This is a genomic window from Allohoeflea poritis, from assembly GCF_027889715.1.
Classification (GTDB): Bacteria; Pseudomonadota; Alphaproteobacteria; order Rhizobiales; family Rhizobiaceae; genus Hoeflea_A; species Hoeflea_A poritis.
The window spans coordinates 239384-260193 of the sequence record NZ_JAPJZH010000008.1; the positions used below are offsets into that span (position 1 = coordinate 239384).

Consider the following 20810-nt stretch of genomic DNA (forward strand, 5'->3'; position numbering starts at 1 on the left):
CCGATGCGCGGCGTTGATATCGGAACCAAGGAAGAGGTCTATTTGCTGATCGATCAGGAAGCACGCAGCGGTCGCAGCTTCGTCTGGTACACCACGGAAACCGACGAGTTGAGCCATTGCGACCATGTCTACGTCTTCCGGGAAGGCCGGATCATGGCCGAGTTCGATCGCGCCGATGTCACCGAAGAGCGTATTCTCGAGGCATCCTTCAAGGACAAGGCGGCATGAGGGATATCATCAATCCCCGCCTTTTCCGGACGCTGCTGCCGGCGGTTTCGCTGGCGATCCTGCTGGCCGCGATTTTTTATATCCAGCCACGCGCGATGAGCTATTTCGGCCTCAACCTGATGCTCAACCTGGCCATACCGATCGCGCTCGCGACGATCGCGCAGATGTTCATCCTGTGCGTCAACGACCTTGATCTGTCCATCGGCTCCTATGTCAGCCTGATGGCCTGTATCGCCGCGACCCTTCTTCAGGAAACCCCGCTTCTGGGAATCCTGGCGATTGCCGGCTGCATCGCGGTCTATGCCGCGCTCGGCGCCCTCATCCAACTGCGCAACCTGCCCTCCATCGTCGTAACGCTCGGCATGTCCTTCGTCTGGCTGGGCATCGCGGTCATGCTGCTGCCGACCCCCGGCGGCGAGGCGCCGGGCTGGATCCGTTCGCTGATGACCCTGAAACCGGCTTATGTGCCGTTTCCGATCATCGCGTCGATCGTCATCGCGCTCGTCGTCCATATCGCGCTGATGAAATCCTCCTATGGCGTTGTGCTGCGCGGCGCCGGCGGCAACGCCAGGGCGGTCGAACGATCCGGCTGGTCGATGGTCCGCATCAAGGCGACAATGTTTGCGCTTGCCGGCTTTTTCGGAGCGCTGTCGGGCATTGCGCTGGTCGGCCTGACCACATCCGCCGACGCCAATATCGCCCTGCGCTACACGCTGCTTTCAATCGCCGGCGTGATATTGGGAGGCGGAGAGTTTGTCGGCGGACGCGTGTCGCCCATCGGTGCGGTTATCGGCGCGATCACCCTGACCCTGACCGGTTCGTTCCTGTCGTTCCTGCGGCTGAACCCGGACTGGCAGATCGGCGCGCAGGGTGCGATCCTGATCATCGTCCTGGCCCTTCGCGTTCTGATCAACAGGCTGGAGGCAAGGAAATGATCGCCGCGATATTCCGTCTCCCCTGGTTCTGGTCCTGGTTCGGCGCGGTGCTGATGGTGGTGGCGATCATCGCCGTCTCCGGCGGCGCGGCCGGTGCCGGTGTCGTTTCGGCCGCCCTGTTGTTCGGATCGTTTTTTGTCATCGTTGCCATCGGGCAGATGCTGGTGATCACGACAGGCCCCGGCAATGTCGATCTGTCAATTCCGTCGAGCATGACACTGGTCGCCACGGTGGCGATGAAGGTAATGGACGGGTCCGACGGCATGATCCTGGTAGGCCTGCTGCTGGCACTCGTGCTCGGTATCTTGATCGGAAGCGCCAATTATCTGGTGATCCGGCTTTTGAACATACCGCCGATCATTGCGACTTTGTCCACCAGCTTCATCTATCAGTCGCTGGCCATCTGGTACAATCGCGGCCTGCGCATAAAACCGCCTGAAGCACTCGGCGATTTTGCCACCGGCAAAATCCTCGGGCTTCCCTACCTCGCAATCGCGACGATCATGCTGGCAGCCATTATGCATGTGGTGTTGCGGCGCACGGTTTACGGCCAGTCTGTGCTTGCCATCGGGCAGAACGCCCGCGCGGCGCGGCTTGCGGGCATCAATGTCAACCGTGTCCGCTACCTCACCTACACGCTCTGCGCGGTCTTTTCCGCCATATGCGGCTTCTTTCTGGCGGCGTTTTCAGGTGGCGCGGCACTCAATATGGGCGAAGAATATCTGCTGGCTTCCATCGCCGTCGTCGTTATCGGCGGCACATCCGTCGCCGGCGGTTTTTCCAACGTGCCCGGCCTTTGGGGAGCGGCCCTCTTCATGTTCCTGCTCGTGACGATGCTGAACACCTTCGGTCTCGGCGCGGGGCCGCGCCTGATCCTGACCGGCCTGATCATCATCGGCGTCATCCTGGCGGCATCCGGCCGCGACCGCTGATCGCCACTGGCAGGCACTAGATCCTTTCACTGCTTCATCAGCGAAGGCACCGAGCCGTCATGTGCGGACCAGATCGGCATTCTCGACAATGATATCGGCGATGAGCGTGCAGTCCTGCGGTGAGAAAGTCAGCGGCAAACGCATATCGAACAGGGTCGACAGGACCGCATCGGTCCTGGGCAAGGTCTGCGCTTCAAAATACCGCCAGGAAGCGTGGTCCGAGGTGAAGCCGCTCGGTTCGCGGTCGCCGAACCATTTGAGCTGCACGCCGTGGTCGCTGCAACGGCGGATGAGGGTCCGGCAACCCGCAACATCAAGCGCGGGCACGCGGAACTGGATCGACGATCCGACCATGTCTTCTTCCTGCGGGCGCCTTGGGACGACAATGGCCGGGCTTTTCTTCAACCCATCGGCGACGGTGTTGTAGAGCGTATTCCACCGGGCGATGTTTTCTTCGAGCAGGCGCAATTGCGGCCTCAGGATTGCCGCGCGCAACGCGTCCATGCGGGCGGACTGGTTGGGCATCTGGTAGCGTGCCGCCTCGAAATGCTTTTCGTCGGGACCGGCGCCATGGCGGTCGTAGAACATGTAGCTTCCCGACAGGATGGTCGCCCGGGCCATCAGGTCAGGATCGTCCGAAGTCAGGAAACCGCCCTCGCCCGAGTTCATGTGTTTGTAGGTCTGGGTCGAAAAGCAGGCCGCAACGCCATAGTTGCCGGACTTTGTTCCTTTCCAACGCGCGCCCATTGTGTGCGCACAATCCTCGATAACCTGGAAGCCCCTGCTTTCCGCAACCGCCATCACGGCGTCCATGTCGCACAAATGTCCGCGCATATGCGACAGCAACAGCGTGCGTGCCCCGCTTTCTGCCGCCTTGCGGTCGAGGTCTTCCACGTCCAGGCGCAGATTTTCATCGATCTCGACAAGCACGGGCAAACCGCCGACGGCGGCAATGGCGCCCGGCACCGGCGCCAGCGTGAAGGCGTTGGTCAGGACCTTGTCGCCGTCCCCGACCCCGGCCGCCCGCAGTCCCGTCTGGATGGCCTGGCCGCCGGATGCCATGGCAAGGCAGTATTTGCTGCCCTGCCAGTCCGCAAATTCCCGTTCCAGGAGAGCCGTTTCACCATGTTCGCCACTGGTAAGGTTGTAGCGGTGCAGACGACCGCTGCGCATTACCGCAACCGCCGCCTCGATCGCCTCCTCCGGGATCGGCTCCTGCTGCGTAAAACTGCCACGAAAGATCCTTGACGTCATGGTGCTGATCCCGCCAGAGCAAGCATCATCGCAATAAACCGGGACAGCAGAAAAACGATCCGTACATTCATCTCCTCCAATTTCGTCTCGCCTGCGCCGGAGCCGGCAAGACCGGGATATTAGGCCCGCATACGATCATGGGCCGGGTCATAGGGGCTCATTTCGATGACCCGCGCCGCAACCCGTTCGCCAAGCACATCGACCTCCATTCGGGTATCTGGCACAGCAAGATAGGGCTGCACGAAAGCATAGGCGAGGTTCTTTGAAACGCGGTGCCCAAACGCACCCGAGGTAACGGTGCCGACCACCGGACCGTCGCGCAGAACGGACGCACCGCCATGGGCCGGCGCATCCCTGCATTCGATTTCAAGCGTGACCAGCTTGCGTGACGGACCGCCCGCTATCCGCTCCGACAACGCCGCCTTGCCGACAAAGTCCGCCTTGTCCATCTTGACGAACCGGTCGAGCCCGGTTTCAAACGGGTCGAATTCCGTCAGAATATCGGCCTTCCAGTGCAGGAAGCCCTTTTCCAGCCGCATGGAATCGATGGCGCGCGCGCCGAAGAGCTTCATTCCATGCTGCTCGCCGGCTTGTCTCAGCGCCAGATAGGCGGCGTATAGCTGGTTGTTCGGCACATGGATCTCGTAGGCAAGCTCGCCGGAAAAACTGACGGACATGACGACTGCCGGCGCGATGCCGACAAAGCACGCGCGCACGGACAGCCACGGGAAAGCCTCCTTCGACCAGTCGGCGCGGCTGACGGCCCGCAGCACGTCGCGCGATTTGGGGCCGGCGACGACCAGGATCGTGAAATCGTTGGTCAGCGTCTCGATCGAAACATCCTCATCCGGCGTGATATGATCCCTCAGCCAGTCGCGGTCGTGATATTCCGCGGCCGCGGCCGATCCGTACCACACCCTCCCGTCCGGCAGGTTCGCGATGGTAGCCTCGGTTTTGACCATACCGTGACGGTTCAGCAGGTAGCCAAGCCCGACTTTGCCGGATTTACGCGGAACCCGGCCGCACATGACCCGGTCGAGAAAATCGTGCACATGCGTGCCGGTGAGCGCATAGCGGTTGAAGCCGCTGACTTCCGTCAGGCCGACATTCTCGCGCAGATTGGCGATTTCGCCGGCCACCGTGTCGAATGCTTCATCGAACCGGAATGTGTGTGTCGGGTGAAAGTCGGGAGCCGGCTTCACATATTCAATGCGCTCCCAGCCATTGACCACCTCGAACGCCGCCCCTTCCGCGGCAAGCACGGCGGTCAGCGGCGTCGTCTTGAAGGGACGTCCCGCCGGGCGATGCTCATTCGGGAAGTGGAACCGGAACTCGTTCCGGTAATCCTCGATGGCTTTCACGGCCGTCAGCTCGACATTGCCGTGGCCGGTAAACCGGCGCGGATCGAGGCACCAGGTGTCATAACAGGCTTCACCGTGAACGATCTGCTGCGCCAGCAGCCATCCATGTCCGCCGCCCTCGCCGAGCCCGGCGCGCAGGCCGATGATGCAATAGGCATTCCGCTTGCCCGGAACCGGTCCGACCAGCGGCGCGCCGTCGATCGTATAGGTGATGGGACCGTTGATCACCGTATGGATGCCCGCATCCATCAGCGCAGGCATGCGTGCAAATGCGCCTTCCAGCACGTCCGTCACACGATCCAGATCGTCCGGGCACAGCGCATTGGTGAAATTGGGATCGATGCCGTCCATGCCCCAGGTCCTGCAGTCCTGCTCGTAGAAACCGAGCAGCAGGCCGAATTTTTCCTGCCGGCAATAGAAATCCGAAATCGGACAGCGCAACAGCGGCATGCGGTGGCCCGCTTCCTCGATAGCCGGGATAGGATCGGTCAGGAAATACTGGTGTTCCATCGACGCAACCGGATGGTGCACGCCCATCATGGCGCCGACTTCGTTGACACGGTAGCCACCTGCATTGACCACGATATCGCAATCGATGTCGCCCTTGGCGGTATGCACGGTCCACGTATCGTCATCGCGCTGGGTGAGCGCTGTCACCGGTGTGTGGCGATAGACTTCCGCGCCGGCCTTGCGCGCCCGGCGCGCCAGTGACTGGCACAATTGCGCCGGATCGATATCGCCGTCCAGCGGGTCCCACAGCCCGCCGACGAGGTTTTCCGTCGAGATCAAGGGGTGACGGCGCGCGCATTCCTGCGCATCTATCACCTCGAAATGCACATTCATGCCGCGGGCAAGAGACGCGAAATGCCGATAGCCGTCCATCTGCGCTTCGGTATTTGCAAGACGAATACCGCCATCCCCGTGGTGGTAGTTGATCGGATATTCCGGATCCTCAGCCAGTTCCTTGTACAGCCTGATCGAGTGCGATTTCAGTCCGATCATTGTCTGGTTCATGCCGAAATTGGTCACCTGGGCCGCCGAATGCCACGTGGTGCCGCTGGTCAGTTCGTCCCGTTCCAGGAGAACCACATCGCTCCAGCCTTCGCGCGTCAGGTGATAGAGCGTCGAGCACCCGGCAATACCGCCGCCAATGACAACAACTTTGCAACGCGATTTCATCAAGGCGCTCCATTGAACCAGTCATAGGCAGCGGTTTTCTGGAGTTTCGGTCAACCATAGCATCTCTTATCCGATAATTTCGAAACTCGAATTCGACATTTTCGCTTGAACCGAAACGTGCTTGTGCAATTTTCAAGCCGGCATCCTAATCCTCTTCCGAGCCTCGCTATGGCAATGGAGAGATCTGTCATGGGACACAGTTCGCCGAAACGCGCGGGACGGCGCGAGCGGATAAGCCGACGGGCTGCCGGTCCCGAAACCAATCCCTGTCCGCCGGGTCAGACGGGCGGTCAGTACCGGCCGTTGAATGAACAGGACCTCCAGAAGATCTACGACACCGCGTTGCGCCTGCTCGCCACCCTTGGCATGGGCGAGGTGCCGCAACGGCTTGCCGAGCGCTTCGAGGCATGCGGAGCGCAGCGCGATGAACGCGGCCGGTTTCTGTTTTCCCGCGATCTTGTAGAGGAAGCGATCGGCAAGTCGGCCAAGACATTCGTTCTTCACGGCCGTGATGAAGCACGCTCGATCGAAGTGGGCGGCAGCCGCGTCTATTTCGGAACCGGCGGCGCCGCCGTGCAGACCCTTGATATCGAAACGGGGCTCTACCGCCCGTCCACACTGCGCGACCTGCATGATTTCACCCGGCTTCAGGACACGCTGGCCAATATCAGCTGGTTCACGCGCTGCTGCGTCGCCACCGATGTCGAGGATGTCTTCGATCTGGACCTGAACACCGCCTATGCGCTGGTCAAGAACACCACCAAGCCGACGGCAACCTCCTTCACGCTGGCACAGAATGTCGCCCCCATCGTGCAGATGTTCGATATCGCCGCGGGCGGCGAAGGCGCCTTTTCCCGCCGGCCTTTCGTCAAGGCGCATATCAGCCCGGTCATCTCGCCCATGCGCTACGGCGAGGACGCCGTGGATGTCACATTCGAATGCATCCGCCACAACATCCCGATTTCCTGCATCACCGCCGCCCAGGCGGGCGCCACGGCACCGGCCACACTGGCCGGATTTCTCGCCCAGTCCCTCGCCGAGACCCTCGGCAGCCTGCTGATGGTGCACGCCATCCGTCCCGGCCATCCCATGGTGTTTTCCAACTGGCCGTTCGTTGTCGACCTGCGCACCGGTGCCTTTTCGGGCGCCGGCGGCGAGATCGCCGTGCTGAACGCGGCATCGGCGCAATTGTCCAACTGGCTCGGACTTCCCTCCGGCGTTGCCGCATCCATGAGCGACGCCAAGGCCATCGATGCGCAATATGGAACGGAAAAGGCGCTAACATCCCTGGCGGCGGCACTGGCGGGCGGCAATCTCATCTATGAGAGTTCCGGAATGACGGCCTCGCTGCTCGGCGCCAGTTTCGAAGCTTTCGTCCTCGACGATGAAATGCACTCCAACACCTACCGGATATTGCGCGGCGTCGAGGTCAACGAGCAAAATCTCGGATTCGATGCAATATGCGGCGCGGTACTGGGCGACGGCCATTTTCTCGGCGGCTCGCACACGCTTGCGGCCATGGAACGCGACTATTTCTATCCGGCCCTGGCGGACAGGGACACGCCGCGAACATGGGAGGAAAAGGGCGCGCAGCAGGCCTGGTCAAGAGCGCGCGAAAAAGCGAAGGAAATTCTGGCTACCCATCACCCGGACTATCTGGGGACTTCCACTGACGCTGCCATCAGGAACATTTTTACACGCCTGCGTTGACGCCGCTGCGTTCCGGCAGGACATAGAAACCCTCTTCAAGCCACCGGATCTGCTGCACCGCCGGCTCGATGGTCCGCAGATGGATAAGGCGGCGCATGGTGTTGGCGATCATGCGCGCAACGCCTTGGGCATATTCTTCGGCGGTGAAAATCGAGATGAAACGCGCGAAACTTTTCCCCGGAAAGGGGTGAAGGACGGTCTGCCCGTGGAACCGGCGCGCCCTAAGATAGCTCAAAGGGGTTGTGATGGCCCAGCCGCTCCCATCGGCCACCATGCCGATGATGGACTGGTTGCTTTCCATTTCAATCCGGTTGGGCAGTGATATGCGAAGACGCCTGAGCTGCGCTTCGATCTGGCGGCCGATGATCTGCGTCTGGCTGTATCGAATAAGCGGAATAGTGCTTTTGCCGGCCAGGTAATCCTCGGGAGACATGCCCTGGGAGATCGGCGTGACGACTACGAACGGATCGCGCACCAGCGGATACTCCACCAGATCCGACACGTCGTCCATCGGCCGCGTCGCGACCCCGACATCCATCTGACGGTTGCGCAGCAGATGCAGGATTTCATGACTGGGGCGCGCAAAGTGCGTGAACTCGCAATTGCGCATGCCGGCGGCCAGCGTGCGGGCCAGTTCGGGAGCAATCTCGGCGTCAAAATCGTCGACCATCCCGAGCCGCAGACTGCGTGCCTCGATCATGTTGCCGGACACCGCCTCGATCTCCGCCTTGCGGATGAGACTGAGCGCCTCCTCGATATAGCGCAGGAACACATTGCCCGCCGGCGTGAGAACCATGGGCCGGCGATTGTGGTCGAGCAGGCTGACACCCAGCCGCTTTTCCAGACTCTGGATATGATGCGACACCGTGCTGACCGAAAGACCGGTTTCAGATGCCACCTCCTGGACGGAACCGGACCGTGCCGCCAGTTGAAACACCTCCAGCCATTTCAGACTGAGCCGCGACCGTTGCATGCGTGCCTCCGCCTTTTGCCTTCAATTTGCGCAATGGTCCCATTATGAGGCACCATCCGGGCCAGAGCGAACCCGGTTTCTACTTCTTCGCAAGTATATTCCTAATTTTTAGGAACTGCAAAAAAACGATCCATCACCGCGCCCTATTGTGGAAGTCTAAGTGCAACCCGCGAAGACGGGCAGCCGCCGGTCACAAGGCGGCAGCAAATAAGAGGAACACATTGTTTTGGATCGCGCATCGCTTTGCCAGCGTCCGGCAACAGGCTACACTCCGGTTAAACCTGCGGATGTGGCGATCAACCGAAGGGAATTGGCAACAAATTACCGTCCAGGCCGTTACTACAGCACCGGATCAACGCCAACTCATCCATCTGAGCACATCCGTCAGGCCTGTTCGGCCAGCCTTGGTGTGACCAATCGGACGAGACATATTATGCAACCGAGGGGCTGAAGCGGCGGTCTTGCGAATAATCTGCAGCCGCAGACCAACTGAATCATCATTGAACAGGGAGAACCCAATGAAACACATTTCCTCACTCATCGCCGCCACCATGTTGTCGGCAACGCCGGCCCTGGCCGCGGACGTCGTTATCGGCGTACCCAACTGGCCGTCCGTTGCAGCGACGGCCAACGTCCTCAAGGTTGTAATCGAGGACAATCTCGGCCTTGAGGTCGAATTGCAGAACGGTACCAACCCGATCGTGTTCGAGGCCATGGACAAGGGTTCGATGCACGCCCACCCCGAAGTCTGGATGCCGAACCAGCAGAACCTTCACGATACCTATGTGAAGGACAAGGGCTCGGTCGTCATGAACTCCAACGGCGTCGAGGCATTCCAGGGCATCTGCGTGCCGAAGGCCACGGCCGAAGAGCACAACATCAAGTCGATCAACGATCTGACCGACCCGGACAAGGCGGCCGTGTTCGACACGAACGGCGATGGCCGCGGCGAAATCTGGATCGGAGCCCCCGGCTGGGCATCGACCAATGTCGAGAAAATCCGTGCCAAGTCCTATGGCTATGGTGAGTTGATGGAGCTGACGGAATCCGATGAAACGCTGGCCTATGCCAATCTCGACAACGCCATCAAGGCGGGCAAGCCATGGGTCGGTTTCTGCTACACGCCCCACTACGTGTTTGTCCTGCATGATCTGCAGATCCTCGAGGAGCCAGCGCACGATCCGTCCGGCTGGAAGGTCGTACAGCCGACTGACGACCCGGCATGGCTCGACAAGTCGTCGGCTGCGATGGCCTGGGACACCGCCTATCTGCATCTTCACTATGCAAAGGCAATCGAAGAACAGCATCCCGAGGTCGCAAAGCTCTTTGCCAATATGAAGCTCGACACGGACGCTGTCAGCGCGATGACCTACGCATTGGTCGTCGACAAGAAAGACCCGGCTGAATACGCCAAGGAATGGGTCAGCGAAAACGAGGACCAGGTTCTCGACTGGCTTAGCCAGTAATCCGACCGAACCGGTGGCCGCGGCGTTTTCAGCGCCGCGGCCATCAACCAGTTGAATGAAGCCTCGGGGGCGCAGATGAGCGAAACTGTCGTAAAGCTGACGGATGTTTGGAAGGTCTTCGGGGACCGCGCCGACGAAGCGATGGAGGCCATAAAGGCGGAAGGCCTCACGAAACCGGAAGTGCTGGAGCGTTTCGGTTGTGTTGTCGGGGTCCAGGCCGCCACCTTCGAGGTCGCAAGAGGCGAGATTTTCTGCATTATGGGCCTTTCCGGCTCAGGAAAGTCCACCCTGGTCCGGCACGTCAACCGACTGATCGAGCCGACATCAGGCACCATCGAGATCCTCGGGCGCGATGTCAGCGCCATGTCCGCCTCGGAACTGCGCAATGTCCGCGCCACGCAGATCGGCATGGTGTTTCAGCATATGGCGCTGATGCCGCATCGCTCGGTCCGCGACAATGTCGCCTATCCACTGGAAATACGCGGCGTACCGAAATCGAAACGATGGGCGGTCTCCGATCACGCCCTGGAACTCGTCAATCTGATCGGCTACGAGGACCGGCTGCCAAAGGAACTGTCCGGCGGCATGCAGCAGCGCGTCGGCATTGCCCGGGCGCTGGCTTCGGACCCGGAAATCCTTTTGATGGACGAGCCGTTTTCCGCGCTCGACCCGTTGATCCGGATGCAACTCCAGGACCAGTTCAAGGCCCTGGTGGCGCAACTGAAGAAAACAACGCTGTTCATTACCCACGATCTCGACGAGGCGATCCGCATCGGCCATCGCATCGCCATCATGAAGGATGGCGTCATCGTCCAGATCGGCACGGCTGAAGACATCGTGATGAACCCTGCCGACGACTATGTGCGCGAGTTCGTCCAGGGCATCTCGAAACTCAAACTGGTCAAGGCCCACTCCATTATGGAACCGCTCGAGCGGTATGACGGACCGACCGAAGGCGCGCCCAGAGCCGATGAGGAGGCGGACCTTGATCAGCTGATCGACCATGCGGTCGGATCGGATCTTCCCGTCGTCATCACCAAGGACGGGAGCGATATCGGCGTGGTCACCAAACCGCGGTTGCTGCGTGGTATTCAGGGAGGCAAGGAATGACGGATATCACGGTTACCGCCGCGTCGGATGTCGAGGTCGATCGCGAGCAACTGGATGCCTCGATCAGCGAATTCGCCGGGAGCAATGGCGCCTATTATGCGGCCGCGTTCCACAAGATCCATGAAGCCGCCGGCGCACCGCCGCTGACCTTCAACATTGCAGCCGCCGTGCTCGGACCCGTCTGGGCGGCCATGCGGGGCGTCTGGGGCTTCTTCTGGGCCTTCCTGATCCTGGAGATGATCGCCTGGGTGCAGATCGGCCGGGGCGCCTGGGGCAATCCGGGCGCCAAATTCAGCGAACGCGCCGAAAGCCAGCTTTCCCGCTCACAGGAGTTTCTGGAAAGAGCCGCGGAGGCCACAGCCGCAGGCGAAGATCCGAGCCGCTTCGAAACGCTGGCGGCCAATATGGCGAAGGCCGCCGAGCGCAGTCAGGCACAGGCCGATACAGCCAATGCCGAGGCGATCACCATCCTTATTACCGGTCTGGTTCTGCTGCTCGCCTTCAAGCTGCTGCAGGGCTTCTACGCCAATATTGTCTACGAGAAGCAATATACGCGCTGGCGGATCAGCCCGAATACGGTTGAATCGGGCCTGAAACAGCAGAACCTTCTGCTCGGCATCGTACTGGTCCTGGTGATCGCGCCGCTGACGATCTACAAATTTACGGTCGCCAGTCCGCTGGAAATCCTGAACACCTTCCCCGAAGACCAGTTCAGCCATTTGTTCATCGCGAACCAGAACGAGACGATATTCACCGAGCTTGCCAATTGGCTGGAAGCGCGCATCGACGCGGCCGCCGTGGCCGGCCAGGGCGCCTTCGACAGCATAACGGCGGGCGTTCGCGCCATTCTCAACGCCATGACGCTGGCGCTCATTGTTACACCATGGCCGGTGGTCATGGTCGTTATCTGCGTTGTCGCCTGGCGGTCCGCCGGTCCGCGCGTCGCCATCTTCACAGCAGCCGCCCTCGCCTATGTCGCGATCCTCGGATACTGGGAAATCAGCATGGAGACGGTGGCGCTCGTCGGGGCGGCCGTGATCATCTGTGTCGTCATCGGCATCCCGCTCGGAATCTGGTTCGGTAAATCGAAGCGCGCATACAGTTTCGCCGAACCGGTGCTCGACCTCATGCAGACCCTGCCGGCCTTCGTCTATCTCATACCGATCATCGCCTTTTTCGGCACCGGCAACCCGCCGGGCATTCTTGCCACGATCATTTTCGGCATGCCGCCGGTCATTCGTCTCACGGCGTTGGGCATGCGCGGGGTCCCCGAAAGCATCAAGGAGGCCGCCAATGCCTTCGGAGCGTCCCGGTTCCAGACGCTGAGAGATGTCGAGATACCGCTTGCGCTGCCATCGATTATGGCCGGCGTCAACCAGACCATTCTCATGTGTCTGTCGATGGTCGTCATCATCTCGCTGATCGGCGGCGGCGGACTGGGCAAGGTGATTCTGGAAGCGCTGCAATATGCCGCCAAGGGTCCCGGCCTGCTCGGCGGTTTCGCCATCCTGTTCTGCGCCATGGTCATCGACCGCATCGTCCAGGGCGCGTTCCGGCGGGCCGATCAGGACTGATCGTCAGCGGCCCGAAACGCTCTCGGCGATCATAGCGACCATCTCGAACATCACCGCGCCGGCGACCAGCGCGGTGATGTTGTTGGGGCTGTCCTTGGTCGGCATCATGCACACGACATCGCCGCCGACAATGTTCATGCCGCGCACGCTGCGCAGGAGCCCGATCGCCTCGTCGATGTCGAAGCCTTTTTCGCCCGGCTCCAGGTTGGACACCGCCGGGGCGACGGACGGATCGAGGCAATCGAGGTCGAAGGTGATGTAGACCGGCCGCCCGTCAAGAATATCTTTGGTCTGTGCGATGACGTCGGACGCGCCGCGCTGCCGATATTCCGCCATGGTCACGACATTGTATCCATAATCATAGGACGGCTGCAGCCAGTCCAGGGTTCGCGGATGGCCGCGCAGGCCGATCTGCATCGAGCGGCGCGGATCGACCTTGCCCTGATCGGCAAGATAGGCGCCCCAATGGGCTGCCGACTTTTTCGCGCCAAGGAAGTGATCCACCTTGGTGAAGACATCCGTATGGGCATCGAGATGCAGGAAGCTCACAGGCTCTCCTGCCGTTAGATGACCGCAGCCGAGCGCCTGGACAATGCCGCCGGTGATCGAATGATCGCCGCCGATGGAAACGGGCCGCGCGCCTGCAGTATCGATCCGCCGGTAGAATTCGGTAATGCGCGCAATGCAATCCTCATTGTCATTGGCGCGCGGCAGCGCGACATCTCCGATATCGGCGATCTTTGCGGTCGCCCAAGGGTCGAGGCCGAACACCCCATGGACGCGCCGCTGGACAGCCGAGACGTTTCGCACGGCCCGCGGCCCCAGATGCTGGTCGCGTTCGGTGGTGCCGTTGCCGGTGGAGTGCGGAACACCCGCCAGGACGATATCCTGCCCGCCGATCTCTTCATGGGGACAGCGGAACAGCGTCGGCACGCCCCACCAGTAGAGGTTTTCCATCATGCTGCGATCGTGTTCTTCAGCCAAGGCGAACCTCTCTTTTCCGGGAGTTCAAAATCTCATCGCGTGACACCGCGCCGCCCATAGTGGCACAGGGCCGCCTCGCCGCAAGCGAAATCAGCCTTGCCCCGCAACGCTCGCACAGTCGAACATGAACTGCCGGCCTGAACGACCGGAATTCAAACATTTCCAGTGATTGCGGCATGTATCGCCACGTACCGGGGACAGCCGAATTGCAGTTTCGGCCGTCCGGGCCGAGTGGGATTGGCATTACAATTCTCACAATGAAATTTTTATCACTTCTTGACATAAATTTCACTATTGATATTTATTGCAGAAGCTGCAAAAAATTTCGTTAGACGGATTCCTGTCATTTGCAGTGGGAGAGACATCCGCGTCGATGTCCGCAAAGCATAGGAGGAATGCACATGAAAAATTTCGGGAAAAAGCTGCTGATGAGCAGCGTGCTGGCCGCATCGGTGATGGCCGCCGGCAGCATCGGTGCCGGTGCGGACGATGGGAAACGGATCGCGTTTTTCGTATCCGACCTGTCCAACGTGTTTCACCAGGCACAGGGTGCCGAGGCGGAGCGTTACGCCAAGGAAAAATACGGCGCCGAAGTCGTCGTGTTCGACGGCCAGGCCGATTCTGCTGTCATGACCCAGAATATCGACCAGGTGGTCGCCGGCGGCTTCGATGGAGCGACCCTGCATATCTGGGACGCCGAGGCTGCGACGCCCGGCGTGAATGATGCGCTCGATCAGGGTATCGTGATGACGTCGTTCTTCAGCCCGATCGCCGACACCGGAATTCCGACCGCGCGCAGCGACGAGGCGGCTGTCTCCTTCGAGATGGGCGCGCAGATGGCCAAGGCGTGGAAGGAAGCACATCCCGACAAGCCGATTGTCATGGTCCAGTTGGGCTGGCCGAACCACACCGAGGTGAATTCGGGCCGCACCAAACCGTTCGTCGAAGGCGTTTTGTCGGTCGATCCGAAGGCCGAGAATCTCGGCGCGCTCGATTCCAGCGCCGGCCAGGAAGCCGCCAAGCAGATCATCGTCGACCTGCTGACGCAGCGCCCGGAAGTCAACCTGATCTACTCCGAGGCATCCAACCTCACCGTTGGCACAATGGCCGGCCTTTCGCAGCTTGGCCGCGGCAAGTTCGACAACGGCAAGCCGCTGACCGAAATCGTCGCGAGCGTGGATTTCGACGCTGTCGAGTACGACCAGGTCTTCGATCCCAATTCGAGCCTCAAGGTTTCGATGGGCCTGCCGCCGGTTGAAACCGCACGCGGCCGCGTCGACCTGATCATGGATGTCGTCAACGGCAAGGTCGAAAAGACATCCAACGTCGCCGAGGAGTTCTTCTACAAGGCCTATACCATTTCCTACTGGACGATGGACAAGGCCGAGGCGAAGGACTGGCTGAAAACGCAGTTCGGCGAATAAGCGCAAAGGGGTTCCCGGCGGCACAGCGCAGAGGCGCCGCCGGGAACCGCACCGGGACTGAACAAGCCCGCAAGGGCGCACCGGGATCAGGGAGGCCACAGTGGATCGCGAACAGCAAACGCCCGTTCTGTCCGTCGTCGGATTGACGAAAGACTATCCCGGCGTTCGTGCCGTCGACGACGTAACCTTCTCGATCGAGGCCGGATCGGTGCACTGTCTGGTCGGCGAAAACGGCGCCGGCAAATCGACACTGGTGAAAATGCTGACCGGCGCGCTTCAGCCGACAAGCGGATCCATGAAGGTCCGGGGGCAGCCATTTTTCCCGGCCAACCCGCAGGAAGCCCGTGACGGCGGGATTGCAACGCTCTTCCAGGAAATGCATGTCGTCGACGAATTGACGGTCATGGAAAACCTCACCCTTGGAATGGAGCGCAGCCGCTTCGGCTTTCTTGTCAAATCCGATCTGGACGACCGGGTGGTCCGGACATTGAATGCGATCGAGCCGTCCATTGACGCCACGGCCCGGGTTTCGAGCCTGAGCGTCGCACAGAAACAGATTGTGGAGATCGCGCGGGCAGCCTCGTCCGGCGCGAGCGTCATCATCATGGACGAGCCGACCGCGGCCCTGTCGGAACGTGAGGTCGAACGCCTCTTCGGCGTGATCCGGCGCCTGCGGGAATCCGACGTGACGGTAATCTACATTTCCCACAAGCTCGATGAGATTTTTCAACTCGGCGACGCCGTGACCGTGTTGCGCGACGGCAGGCACATCGCAACGGCGCCGCTTTCCGAGATCGCCGACCGTTCGGATCTGATCCGGATGATGATCGGACGCAACGTCTTTCAGACGTACGAGCCGCGAAAGACGGCGACCGGCGAAACCGTCCTGGAAGCCAGAAGCCTCGCCAATCACCTGCTGGACGATGTGAGCTTCGACATCAAACGCGGCGAGATCGTCGGGTTTTACGGCCTGGTCGGCGCGGGCAAGACCGAGATCGCACGCGCGCTGTTCGGTGCCGACAAGGCGTCGGGATCCATCACGTTCAAGGGCAATCCCGTCGGCCATTCTCCCAGGCAGGCCATCGAAGCCGGCATCGCGCTGGTTCCCGAGGAACGTCGGACCCAGGGCCTTTTTACCAATCTCTCGATCCGCGAGAACATTCCCGTCATGAACCTGCGCAAACTGTCCGACAAAGGCGTTTACCGGTCTTCCGAGGAGCTTGCGGCCGCCAATGAATATGTCGGCAAGCTGAGCATCGCGACTGATTCAATCGACAAGCACACCGAGAAGCTCTCCGGTGGGAACCAGCAGAAAGTGGTCTTCGCCAAATGCCTGTTTGCGGATGCCGATCTGTTGCTGCTGGATGAACCGACCCGCGGCGTCGACGTCGGCGCGAAAATGGAGATCTACAACATCATCAAGAATATGGCCGATACCGGCAAATCCGTTGCCGTCTTTTCGTCCGAACTGGAGGAAGTGCTCGGGATTTGCGACCGGATTTTCCTTCTCTATTCCGGTGCGCTCATCGAGGAAATGGCGAACGGACCCGAGGTCGATATCGCCCATATTCTCAACGTCGTAACCGGTGGCGGCGAAGGAGCGGTGCAATGACCATTTCCGCTCAAATCCCGCCGCGGACGGAGTTCACACGCCGCAGGCTTGGCGACGAAGCCTTCATTACGCTTCTGGTCGTGCTGGCGGCTGTGGCACTCTTCCTCACCGCATCGCTGCTGGTTCCCAACTTCTTCCAGCTTCAGAACATGATCAACCTGGTGACCAACAATTGGGCGGTCATATCGCTCGGTGTCGGTGTCACCTTCCTGCTTGTATCGGGCAATTTCGATTTGTCCGTGGGCGGTGTGGTCGCGCTGTCGGGCGTTTTGTCGGTCTGGTTCGCCCAGTCCGCCGGCGGCGCGAACGCACTTTCGACCGGGCTCGGCATGCCCTACTTCCTGGCGATTGCCTGCGCGTTGCTCGGGGCCATGGCGATCGGCGGCCTCAACGCCCTCTTCGTCGTCCGGTTCGGCGTTCCCTCCATTATCGTTACGCTGGGCACCATGATGGTGGCGCGCGGAATTGCGCAGGTCATCACGCACGGTTCGCAGCGAAACACCAACCTGCCGGAAGAGTTCGGTGTCCTCGGCAATCTCTACATGTTCGGCACGTCTGTGAAACTGCCTGTCGTGTTGATGATCCTCCTGATCCTGATCGCCGTATTCATCGAGAAGAAGACCGTCTTCGGCCGCAAGACCTACTGGATCGGCGCCAACGCCGTTGCGGCGACCCTGTCGGGTATCGACCGCGCAAAGCACATAACCTACCTCTACCTGTTCAGTTCGGCCATCGCCGGTGTCGTCGGAATACTGCTCGCCTCCGAATTCAAGTCGGGTTTTTCCAATCGCGGCATGCTCATGGAGTTCGATGCGCTTGTCATCGCCTTGCTCGGAGGCGTGGCGATCGCCGGCGGTTTCGGCTCTGTGGTCGGCATGTTCTTCGGCGCCATCATCCTTGCCGTCGTGACGTCGGCGGCAACGGGGCTGGTCCTGTCGCCCGACTGGCAGTTCACGCTCAAGGCGATCGCGGTCTTCCTCGCAATCGTCGTTCAAACCTGGGCCTTGGCCCGCAGGAACCGGTGATCCGCAATGAGCCAGCCAACTGCCATAAGTCAGGGACCGACAGACCGGAACGGGCGAATTGCGCGGTTCCTGCGCGACTATTACATCTATTTCGTCTTCGTGGCCGTGATTGCCGTTCTGAGTGTTGCCAATCTTGATCAGTTCACGCTGTTCGAACGCGGCAACTTCCTGAACAAATACAACATTATCAATATTCTGCGCGTTTCCGCTCCGCTGATCACGCTTGCCGGCGCATTCACGCTGCTGATGGTTTCGGGCTATATCGACCTGTCCGTCGGCAGCGCCATGAGCCTGAGCGCCGTCGTCTATGCGCTGCTGGCGATCAATGGCGTACCTTTCCTGCCGGCCTTCGTTGCAACGGTTGCGGTCGGGGTCGTTCTGGGCACGATCAACGGTTTTTTGGTGGTGCGTCTGAAGATAACGCCGGTAATCGCGACGCTGATAACGCTCAGCCTCTACAAGGGCATCGCGCTATTACTTGTTCAGGACGGCGTATCGGCGATCAAATCCGGGGGCGGTTTGAAGATGCCGGCATGGTTCAACGATTATGGCCGAGAAGGCGTATTGCTCAGCCTGCCGATGGCCTTCTGGGTCGCGATCCTTGTCACGCTCGTTCTTATCATCGTTCAAAAACGCACGCTCATCGGCAAATACGCCGCGGCAACCGGCGGAAACCCGACAGCGGCCAAATTGTCCGGCATCAAGACCGGCAAGATCGTTTGGGTTCTTTACGGGATCGTCGGTGTCACGGCCGCACTGGCCGGGATTGCAAGATCGAGCTTCATGTCGCTTGGCGACCCATTGTCCGGCGACGGCATGGAACTGACGGTCATCCTGGTCGTCCTGCTGGGCGGCACCGCCTTCAGCGGCGGCGAAGGCCGGGTCTCGAAATCCTTCGTGGCCGCACTGATCATCATGTCATTGACCGTCGGCATGCTGACGCTCGTGCCGGCCTATTACCAGACGCTCGTTATCGGCTCCGCGCTGCTGCTCGCGGCGGCGTCGAACCACATTGTCAGCAAGAAGGGGAAGTCCTCGTGAACTCCAGCGCCCCCGATGTCGAACAGATGCGGACCATTGCCCGGGTCCTGTCGCTTCATTTCGAAGAAGGGCTTCAGCAATCCCAGATCGCCGCAAAACTCGGTCTTTCGACGGCAAAAGTGAACAGGCTCATCAAGCAGGGGCGCGAACTGGGCATGGTCCAGATCACGATAAAGAGCCCGTTTGTGCCGCTTTTCGATCTCGAACGCGAGCTCTCCAGCAGGTGGCCACTGAAACACTGCGTTGTCGTGCCGGAGGTGACCGGCAGCGCGGAAGCAACGCTCAACCAGGTCGGCAAAGGCGCCGGAACCCTTCTTCTGGAAGTCCTGCAGGATGGCGATACCGTCGCCATTTCCGCCGGCAAGGCGCTCAGCGCCCTGATCGAGAATCTCGCAGTGGATCGCAGTTTCGCCGTCAATATCGTGCCCATGACCGGCGGCGTTCAGGGCCAGCACTACACGGACGTCAATCATATAGCGACGGAATTGGCCGACAGGCTCGGCGGCCACGCCACCCTGCTGCACGCGCCGCTGCACACGGCCTCGAAACAGGAACGGGACCTGCTGATGTCGGTGCAGTCCGTCAAGAGCGTGATGGACCAGGTCGCAAACGCAGCAGTCGCGCTGGTCGGCGTCGGATCGGTGGTCGGATCGAACGCCACGTATTACGAGGCCCATCCGGTATCCGAACAGGAGCGCCAGCGGCTTTACGACGACGGCATTCGCGGCGAGTTTCTGGGCTATCTGATCGACCGGCAGGGAAAGCTGTCGGGCAACGGCTACAACTCGAAACTGGTGGCCTATGCGCCGGATCTCGCCGCTGAAATCCCGGTCACGATCGGCGTGGCGTCCGGACCGGAAAAGGTCGAACCCATCATCGCCGCGCTCGAGGGCGGATACCTCAACTCCCTGGTTACGGATGAGCGCACCGCCCGATCGGTGCTTGAAATGGAGATCGAAGATGCTTGACAGAACCGCGGGCGATCAGCTGAAGCGCCGGATCGGCGGCTCCGATATCGAGGCCTCGGCAATTGGCCTCGGCACTTGGGCCATCGGTGGCTGGATGTGGGGCGGAACGGACGAGACAAAGTCGATCCGGGCAATCCAGGCCTCAATCGACGAGGGCATCACACTGATCGACACCGCCCCCGCCTATGGCCAGGGCTTGGCCGAAACCATTGTCGGAAAGGCTCTGAAGGGACGCCGGGACAAGGTTGTCCTCGCGACCAAATGCGGTCTGGTCTGGCACACGCAACAAGGCAACCATTTTTTCGACTACGAAGGCGTCCCCGTTCATCGCTATCTCGGTCGGGACGCGATCATCCACGAGGTGGAGCAGAGCCTGAAACGGCTCGGCACCGACGTGATCGATCACTACATCACGCACTGGCAGGATCCGACCACACCCGTGGCGGAAACCATGGAAACGCTGGAAACGCTGAAGACGCAGGGCAAGATCCGCTCGATCGGGGCCAGCAACACGGCGCCCGAAGAGGTCCGCGCCTACCTGGCGGCCGGACAGCTCGATGCGATCCAGGAAGAATACTCCATGGTCAAACGCGACATTGAGACGAGCCTCGTGCCACTGTGCCTGGAAAACAACGTTTCCGTGCTGAGCTACTCGTCGCTGGCGCTTGGGCTGCTGAGCGGAAAGATCGGCCCGGACCGGGTATTCGAAGGCGACGATCAGCGAAAGGACAATCCGCGCTTTTCAACGGCCAACCGCGAAAAGGTGGCGCGACTGATGACCGCGATTACGCCGATCGCCGAGGCACATGGCGCGACAAATGCGCAAATCGTGATTGCCTGGACGCTGCAGCAGCCCGGAATCACCTTCTCGCTGTGCGGCGCACGTGACGAAAAACAGGCTGTCGAGAATGCCAAGGCCGGCCGTTTGCGGCTGTCCGCTTCGGATATCGAGGCGATCGGCAAAGCGGCAGCCGAAAACCTGACCGACCTGGACGGTTAGTCCTCGTCAAACAAAGAAACGGGAACGCTGGTGG

The 20810-nt window shown here is 60.7% G+C and carries 17 protein-coding genes; 13 read left to right on the forward strand and 4 right to left on the reverse strand.

Translation table 11 applies throughout. From position 1 onward, the window contains the following. The first annotated feature begins 3 nt into the window (after positions 1-3). Genes OOZ53_RS26500 through OOZ53_RS14745 form a run of 3 tightly spaced genes read left to right on the forward strand, consistent with a single transcriptional unit; the run spans position 4 to position 2095 of the window. Entirely contained in the window at positions 4-228 is a 225-nt protein-coding gene (locus OOZ53_RS26500; protein WP_333780597.1) for a hypothetical protein, read from the forward strand. Then, complete coding sequence (locus OOZ53_RS14740) at positions 225-1163, forward strand: ABC transporter permease (RefSeq protein WP_271090393.1); 939 nt, start codon at positions 225-227, stop codon at positions 1161-1163. Before OOZ53_RS26500 ends, OOZ53_RS14740 begins: the two co-directional genes overlap by 4 nt. Beyond that, positions 1160-2095 carry an ABC transporter permease gene (locus OOZ53_RS14745; protein ID WP_271090395.1) on the forward strand — a complete coding sequence of 312 codons (936 nt, stop codon included), beginning with the start codon at positions 1160-1162 and terminating at the stop codon, positions 2093-2095. Before OOZ53_RS14740 ends, OOZ53_RS14745 begins: the two co-directional genes overlap by 4 nt. A gap of 57 nt (positions 2096-2152) precedes the next feature. Here OOZ53_RS14745 and OOZ53_RS14750 read toward each other — a convergent pair whose 3' ends face one another. After that, a complete protein-coding gene (locus OOZ53_RS14750; protein ID WP_271090396.1) occupies positions 2153-3349 on the reverse strand; it encodes a DegT/DnrJ/EryC1/StrS family aminotransferase in 1197 nt (398 codons plus the stop codon). A 119-nt stretch (positions 3350-3468) separates the two neighbouring features. Further along, positions 3469-5889 carry a GcvT family protein gene (locus OOZ53_RS14755; RefSeq protein WP_271090397.1) on the reverse strand — a complete coding sequence of 807 codons (2421 nt, stop codon included), beginning with the start codon at positions 5887-5889 and terminating at the stop codon, positions 3469-3471. 189 nt (positions 5890-6078) lie between these two features. On the opposite strand from OOZ53_RS14755, the gene OOZ53_RS14760 reads away from it, so the two are divergent. Then, positions 6079-7599: a trimethylamine methyltransferase family protein gene (locus OOZ53_RS14760; RefSeq protein ID WP_271090398.1), complete on the forward strand. Its 1521-nt coding sequence runs from the start codon at positions 6079-6081 to the stop codon at positions 7597-7599. Here OOZ53_RS14760 and OOZ53_RS14765 read toward each other — a convergent pair. Next, the gene (locus OOZ53_RS14765; protein ID WP_271090399.1) at positions 7583-8572 is read right to left on the reverse strand and encodes a LysR family transcriptional regulator; all 990 of its coding nucleotides are present in this window, start codon (positions 8570-8572) and stop codon (positions 7583-7585) included. The genes OOZ53_RS14760 and OOZ53_RS14765 overlap by 17 nt on opposite strands. A 518-nt stretch (positions 8573-9090) precedes the next feature. Between OOZ53_RS14765 and OOZ53_RS14770 the strand changes: the two genes are divergently transcribed. The 3 genes from OOZ53_RS14770 to OOZ53_RS14780 all read left to right on the forward strand — a co-directional run bounded on the left by OOZ53_RS14770 (position 9091) and on the right by OOZ53_RS14780 (position 12722). Next, positions 9091-10038: an ABC transporter substrate-binding protein gene (locus OOZ53_RS14770; RefSeq protein WP_271090400.1), complete on the forward strand. Its 948-nt coding sequence runs from the start codon at positions 9091-9093 to the stop codon at positions 10036-10038. Positions 10039-10113: 75 nt separating this feature from the next. After that, positions 10114-11148 (forward strand): quaternary amine ABC transporter ATP-binding protein, encoded by a 1035-nt coding sequence (locus OOZ53_RS14775; RefSeq protein ID WP_271090401.1) that lies wholly within the window; start codon positions 10114-10116, stop codon positions 11146-11148. Next, positions 11145-12722: an ABC transporter permease gene (locus tag OOZ53_RS14780; RefSeq protein WP_271090403.1), complete on the forward strand. Its 1578-nt coding sequence runs from the start codon at positions 11145-11147 to the stop codon at positions 12720-12722. Before OOZ53_RS14775 ends, OOZ53_RS14780 begins: the two co-directional genes overlap by 4 nt. A gap of 3 nt (positions 12723-12725) precedes the next feature. On the opposite strand, the gene OOZ53_RS14785 is transcribed toward OOZ53_RS14780, so the two are convergent. Then, on the reverse strand, positions 12726-13706 hold the full coding sequence (locus tag OOZ53_RS14785; RefSeq protein WP_271090405.1) for an arginase family protein: 981 nt from the start codon (positions 13704-13706) through the stop codon (positions 12726-12728). 401 nt (positions 13707-14107) lie between these two features. On the opposite strand from OOZ53_RS14785, the gene OOZ53_RS14790 reads away from it, so the two are divergent. The 6 genes from OOZ53_RS14790 to OOZ53_RS14815 all read left to right on the forward strand — a co-directional run bounded on the left by OOZ53_RS14790 (position 14108) and on the right by OOZ53_RS14815 (position 20776). Next, on the forward strand, positions 14108-15130 hold the full coding sequence (locus tag OOZ53_RS14790; RefSeq protein WP_271090407.1) for a sugar ABC transporter substrate-binding protein: 1023 nt from the start codon (positions 14108-14110) through the stop codon (positions 15128-15130). Between the two features lie 100 nt (positions 15131-15230). Next, a complete protein-coding gene (locus OOZ53_RS14795; RefSeq protein ID WP_271090408.1) occupies positions 15231-16742 on the forward strand; it encodes a sugar ABC transporter ATP-binding protein in 1512 nt (503 codons plus the stop codon). Then, positions 16739-17767, forward strand: a complete 1029-nt coding sequence (locus OOZ53_RS14800) for an ABC transporter permease (RefSeq protein ID WP_271090409.1) — start codon at positions 16739-16741, stop codon at positions 17765-17767. The genes OOZ53_RS14795 and OOZ53_RS14800 overlap by 4 nt, the downstream gene beginning before the upstream one ends. Positions 17768-17773: 6 nt before the next feature. Continuing rightward, complete coding sequence (locus OOZ53_RS14805) at positions 17774-18808, forward strand: ABC transporter permease (RefSeq protein WP_271090410.1); 1035 nt, start codon at positions 17774-17776, stop codon at positions 18806-18808. Continuing rightward, positions 18805-19776: a sugar-binding transcriptional regulator gene (locus OOZ53_RS14810; protein ID WP_271090411.1), complete on the forward strand. Its 972-nt coding sequence runs from the start codon at positions 18805-18807 to the stop codon at positions 19774-19776. The genes OOZ53_RS14805 and OOZ53_RS14810 overlap by 4 nt, the downstream gene beginning before the upstream one ends. Next, on the forward strand, positions 19769-20776 hold the full coding sequence (locus OOZ53_RS14815; protein WP_271090412.1) for an aldo/keto reductase: 1008 nt from the start codon (positions 19769-19771) through the stop codon (positions 20774-20776). The genes OOZ53_RS14810 and OOZ53_RS14815 overlap by 8 nt, the downstream gene beginning before the upstream one ends. The last annotated feature ends 34 nt before the right edge of the window (positions 20777-20810 follow it).

Coding starts and splice junctions, on each gene's coding strand:
- OOZ53_RS14740 (WP_271090393.1), top strand. CDS start 225: ATGAGGGATATCATCAATCCCCGCCTTTTCCGGACGCTGCTGCCGGCG.
- OOZ53_RS14790 (WP_271090407.1), top strand. CDS start 14,108: ATGAAAAATTTCGGGAAAAAGCTGCTGATGAGCAGCGTGCTGGCCGCA.
- OOZ53_RS14760 (WP_271090398.1), top strand. CDS start 6,079: ATGGGACACAGTTCGCCGAAACGCGCGGGACGGCGCGAGCGGATAAGC.
- OOZ53_RS14775 (WP_271090401.1), top strand. CDS start 10,114: ATGAGCGAAACTGTCGTAAAGCTGACGGATGTTTGGAAGGTCTTCGGG.
- OOZ53_RS26500 (WP_333780597.1), top strand. CDS start 4: ATGCGCGGCGTTGATATCGGAACCAAGGAAGAGGTCTATTTGCTGATC.
- OOZ53_RS14750 (WP_271090396.1), bottom strand. CDS start 3,349: ATGACGTCAAGGATCTTTCGTGGCAGTTTTACGCAGCAGGAGCCGATC.
- OOZ53_RS14805 (WP_271090410.1), top strand. CDS start 17,774: ATGAGCCAGCCAACTGCCATAAGTCAGGGACCGACAGACCGGAACGGG.
- OOZ53_RS14780 (WP_271090403.1), top strand. CDS start 11,145: ATGACGGATATCACGGTTACCGCCGCGTCGGATGTCGAGGTCGATCGC.
- OOZ53_RS14755 (WP_271090397.1), bottom strand. CDS start 5,889: ATGAAATCGCGTTGCAAAGTTGTTGTCATTGGCGGCGGTATTGCCGGG.
- OOZ53_RS14770 (WP_271090400.1), top strand. CDS start 9,091: ATGAAACACATTTCCTCACTCATCGCCGCCACCATGTTGTCGGCAACG.
- OOZ53_RS14745 (WP_271090395.1), top strand. CDS start 1,160: ATGATCGCCGCGATATTCCGTCTCCCCTGGTTCTGGTCCTGGTTCGGC.
- OOZ53_RS14800 (WP_271090409.1), top strand. CDS start 16,739: ATGACCATTTCCGCTCAAATCCCGCCGCGGACGGAGTTCACACGCCGC.
- OOZ53_RS14815 (WP_271090412.1), top strand. CDS start 19,769: ATGCTTGACAGAACCGCGGGCGATCAGCTGAAGCGCCGGATCGGCGGC.
- OOZ53_RS14765 (WP_271090399.1), bottom strand. CDS start 8,572: ATGCAACGGTCGCGGCTCAGTCTGAAATGGCTGGAGGTGTTTCAACTG.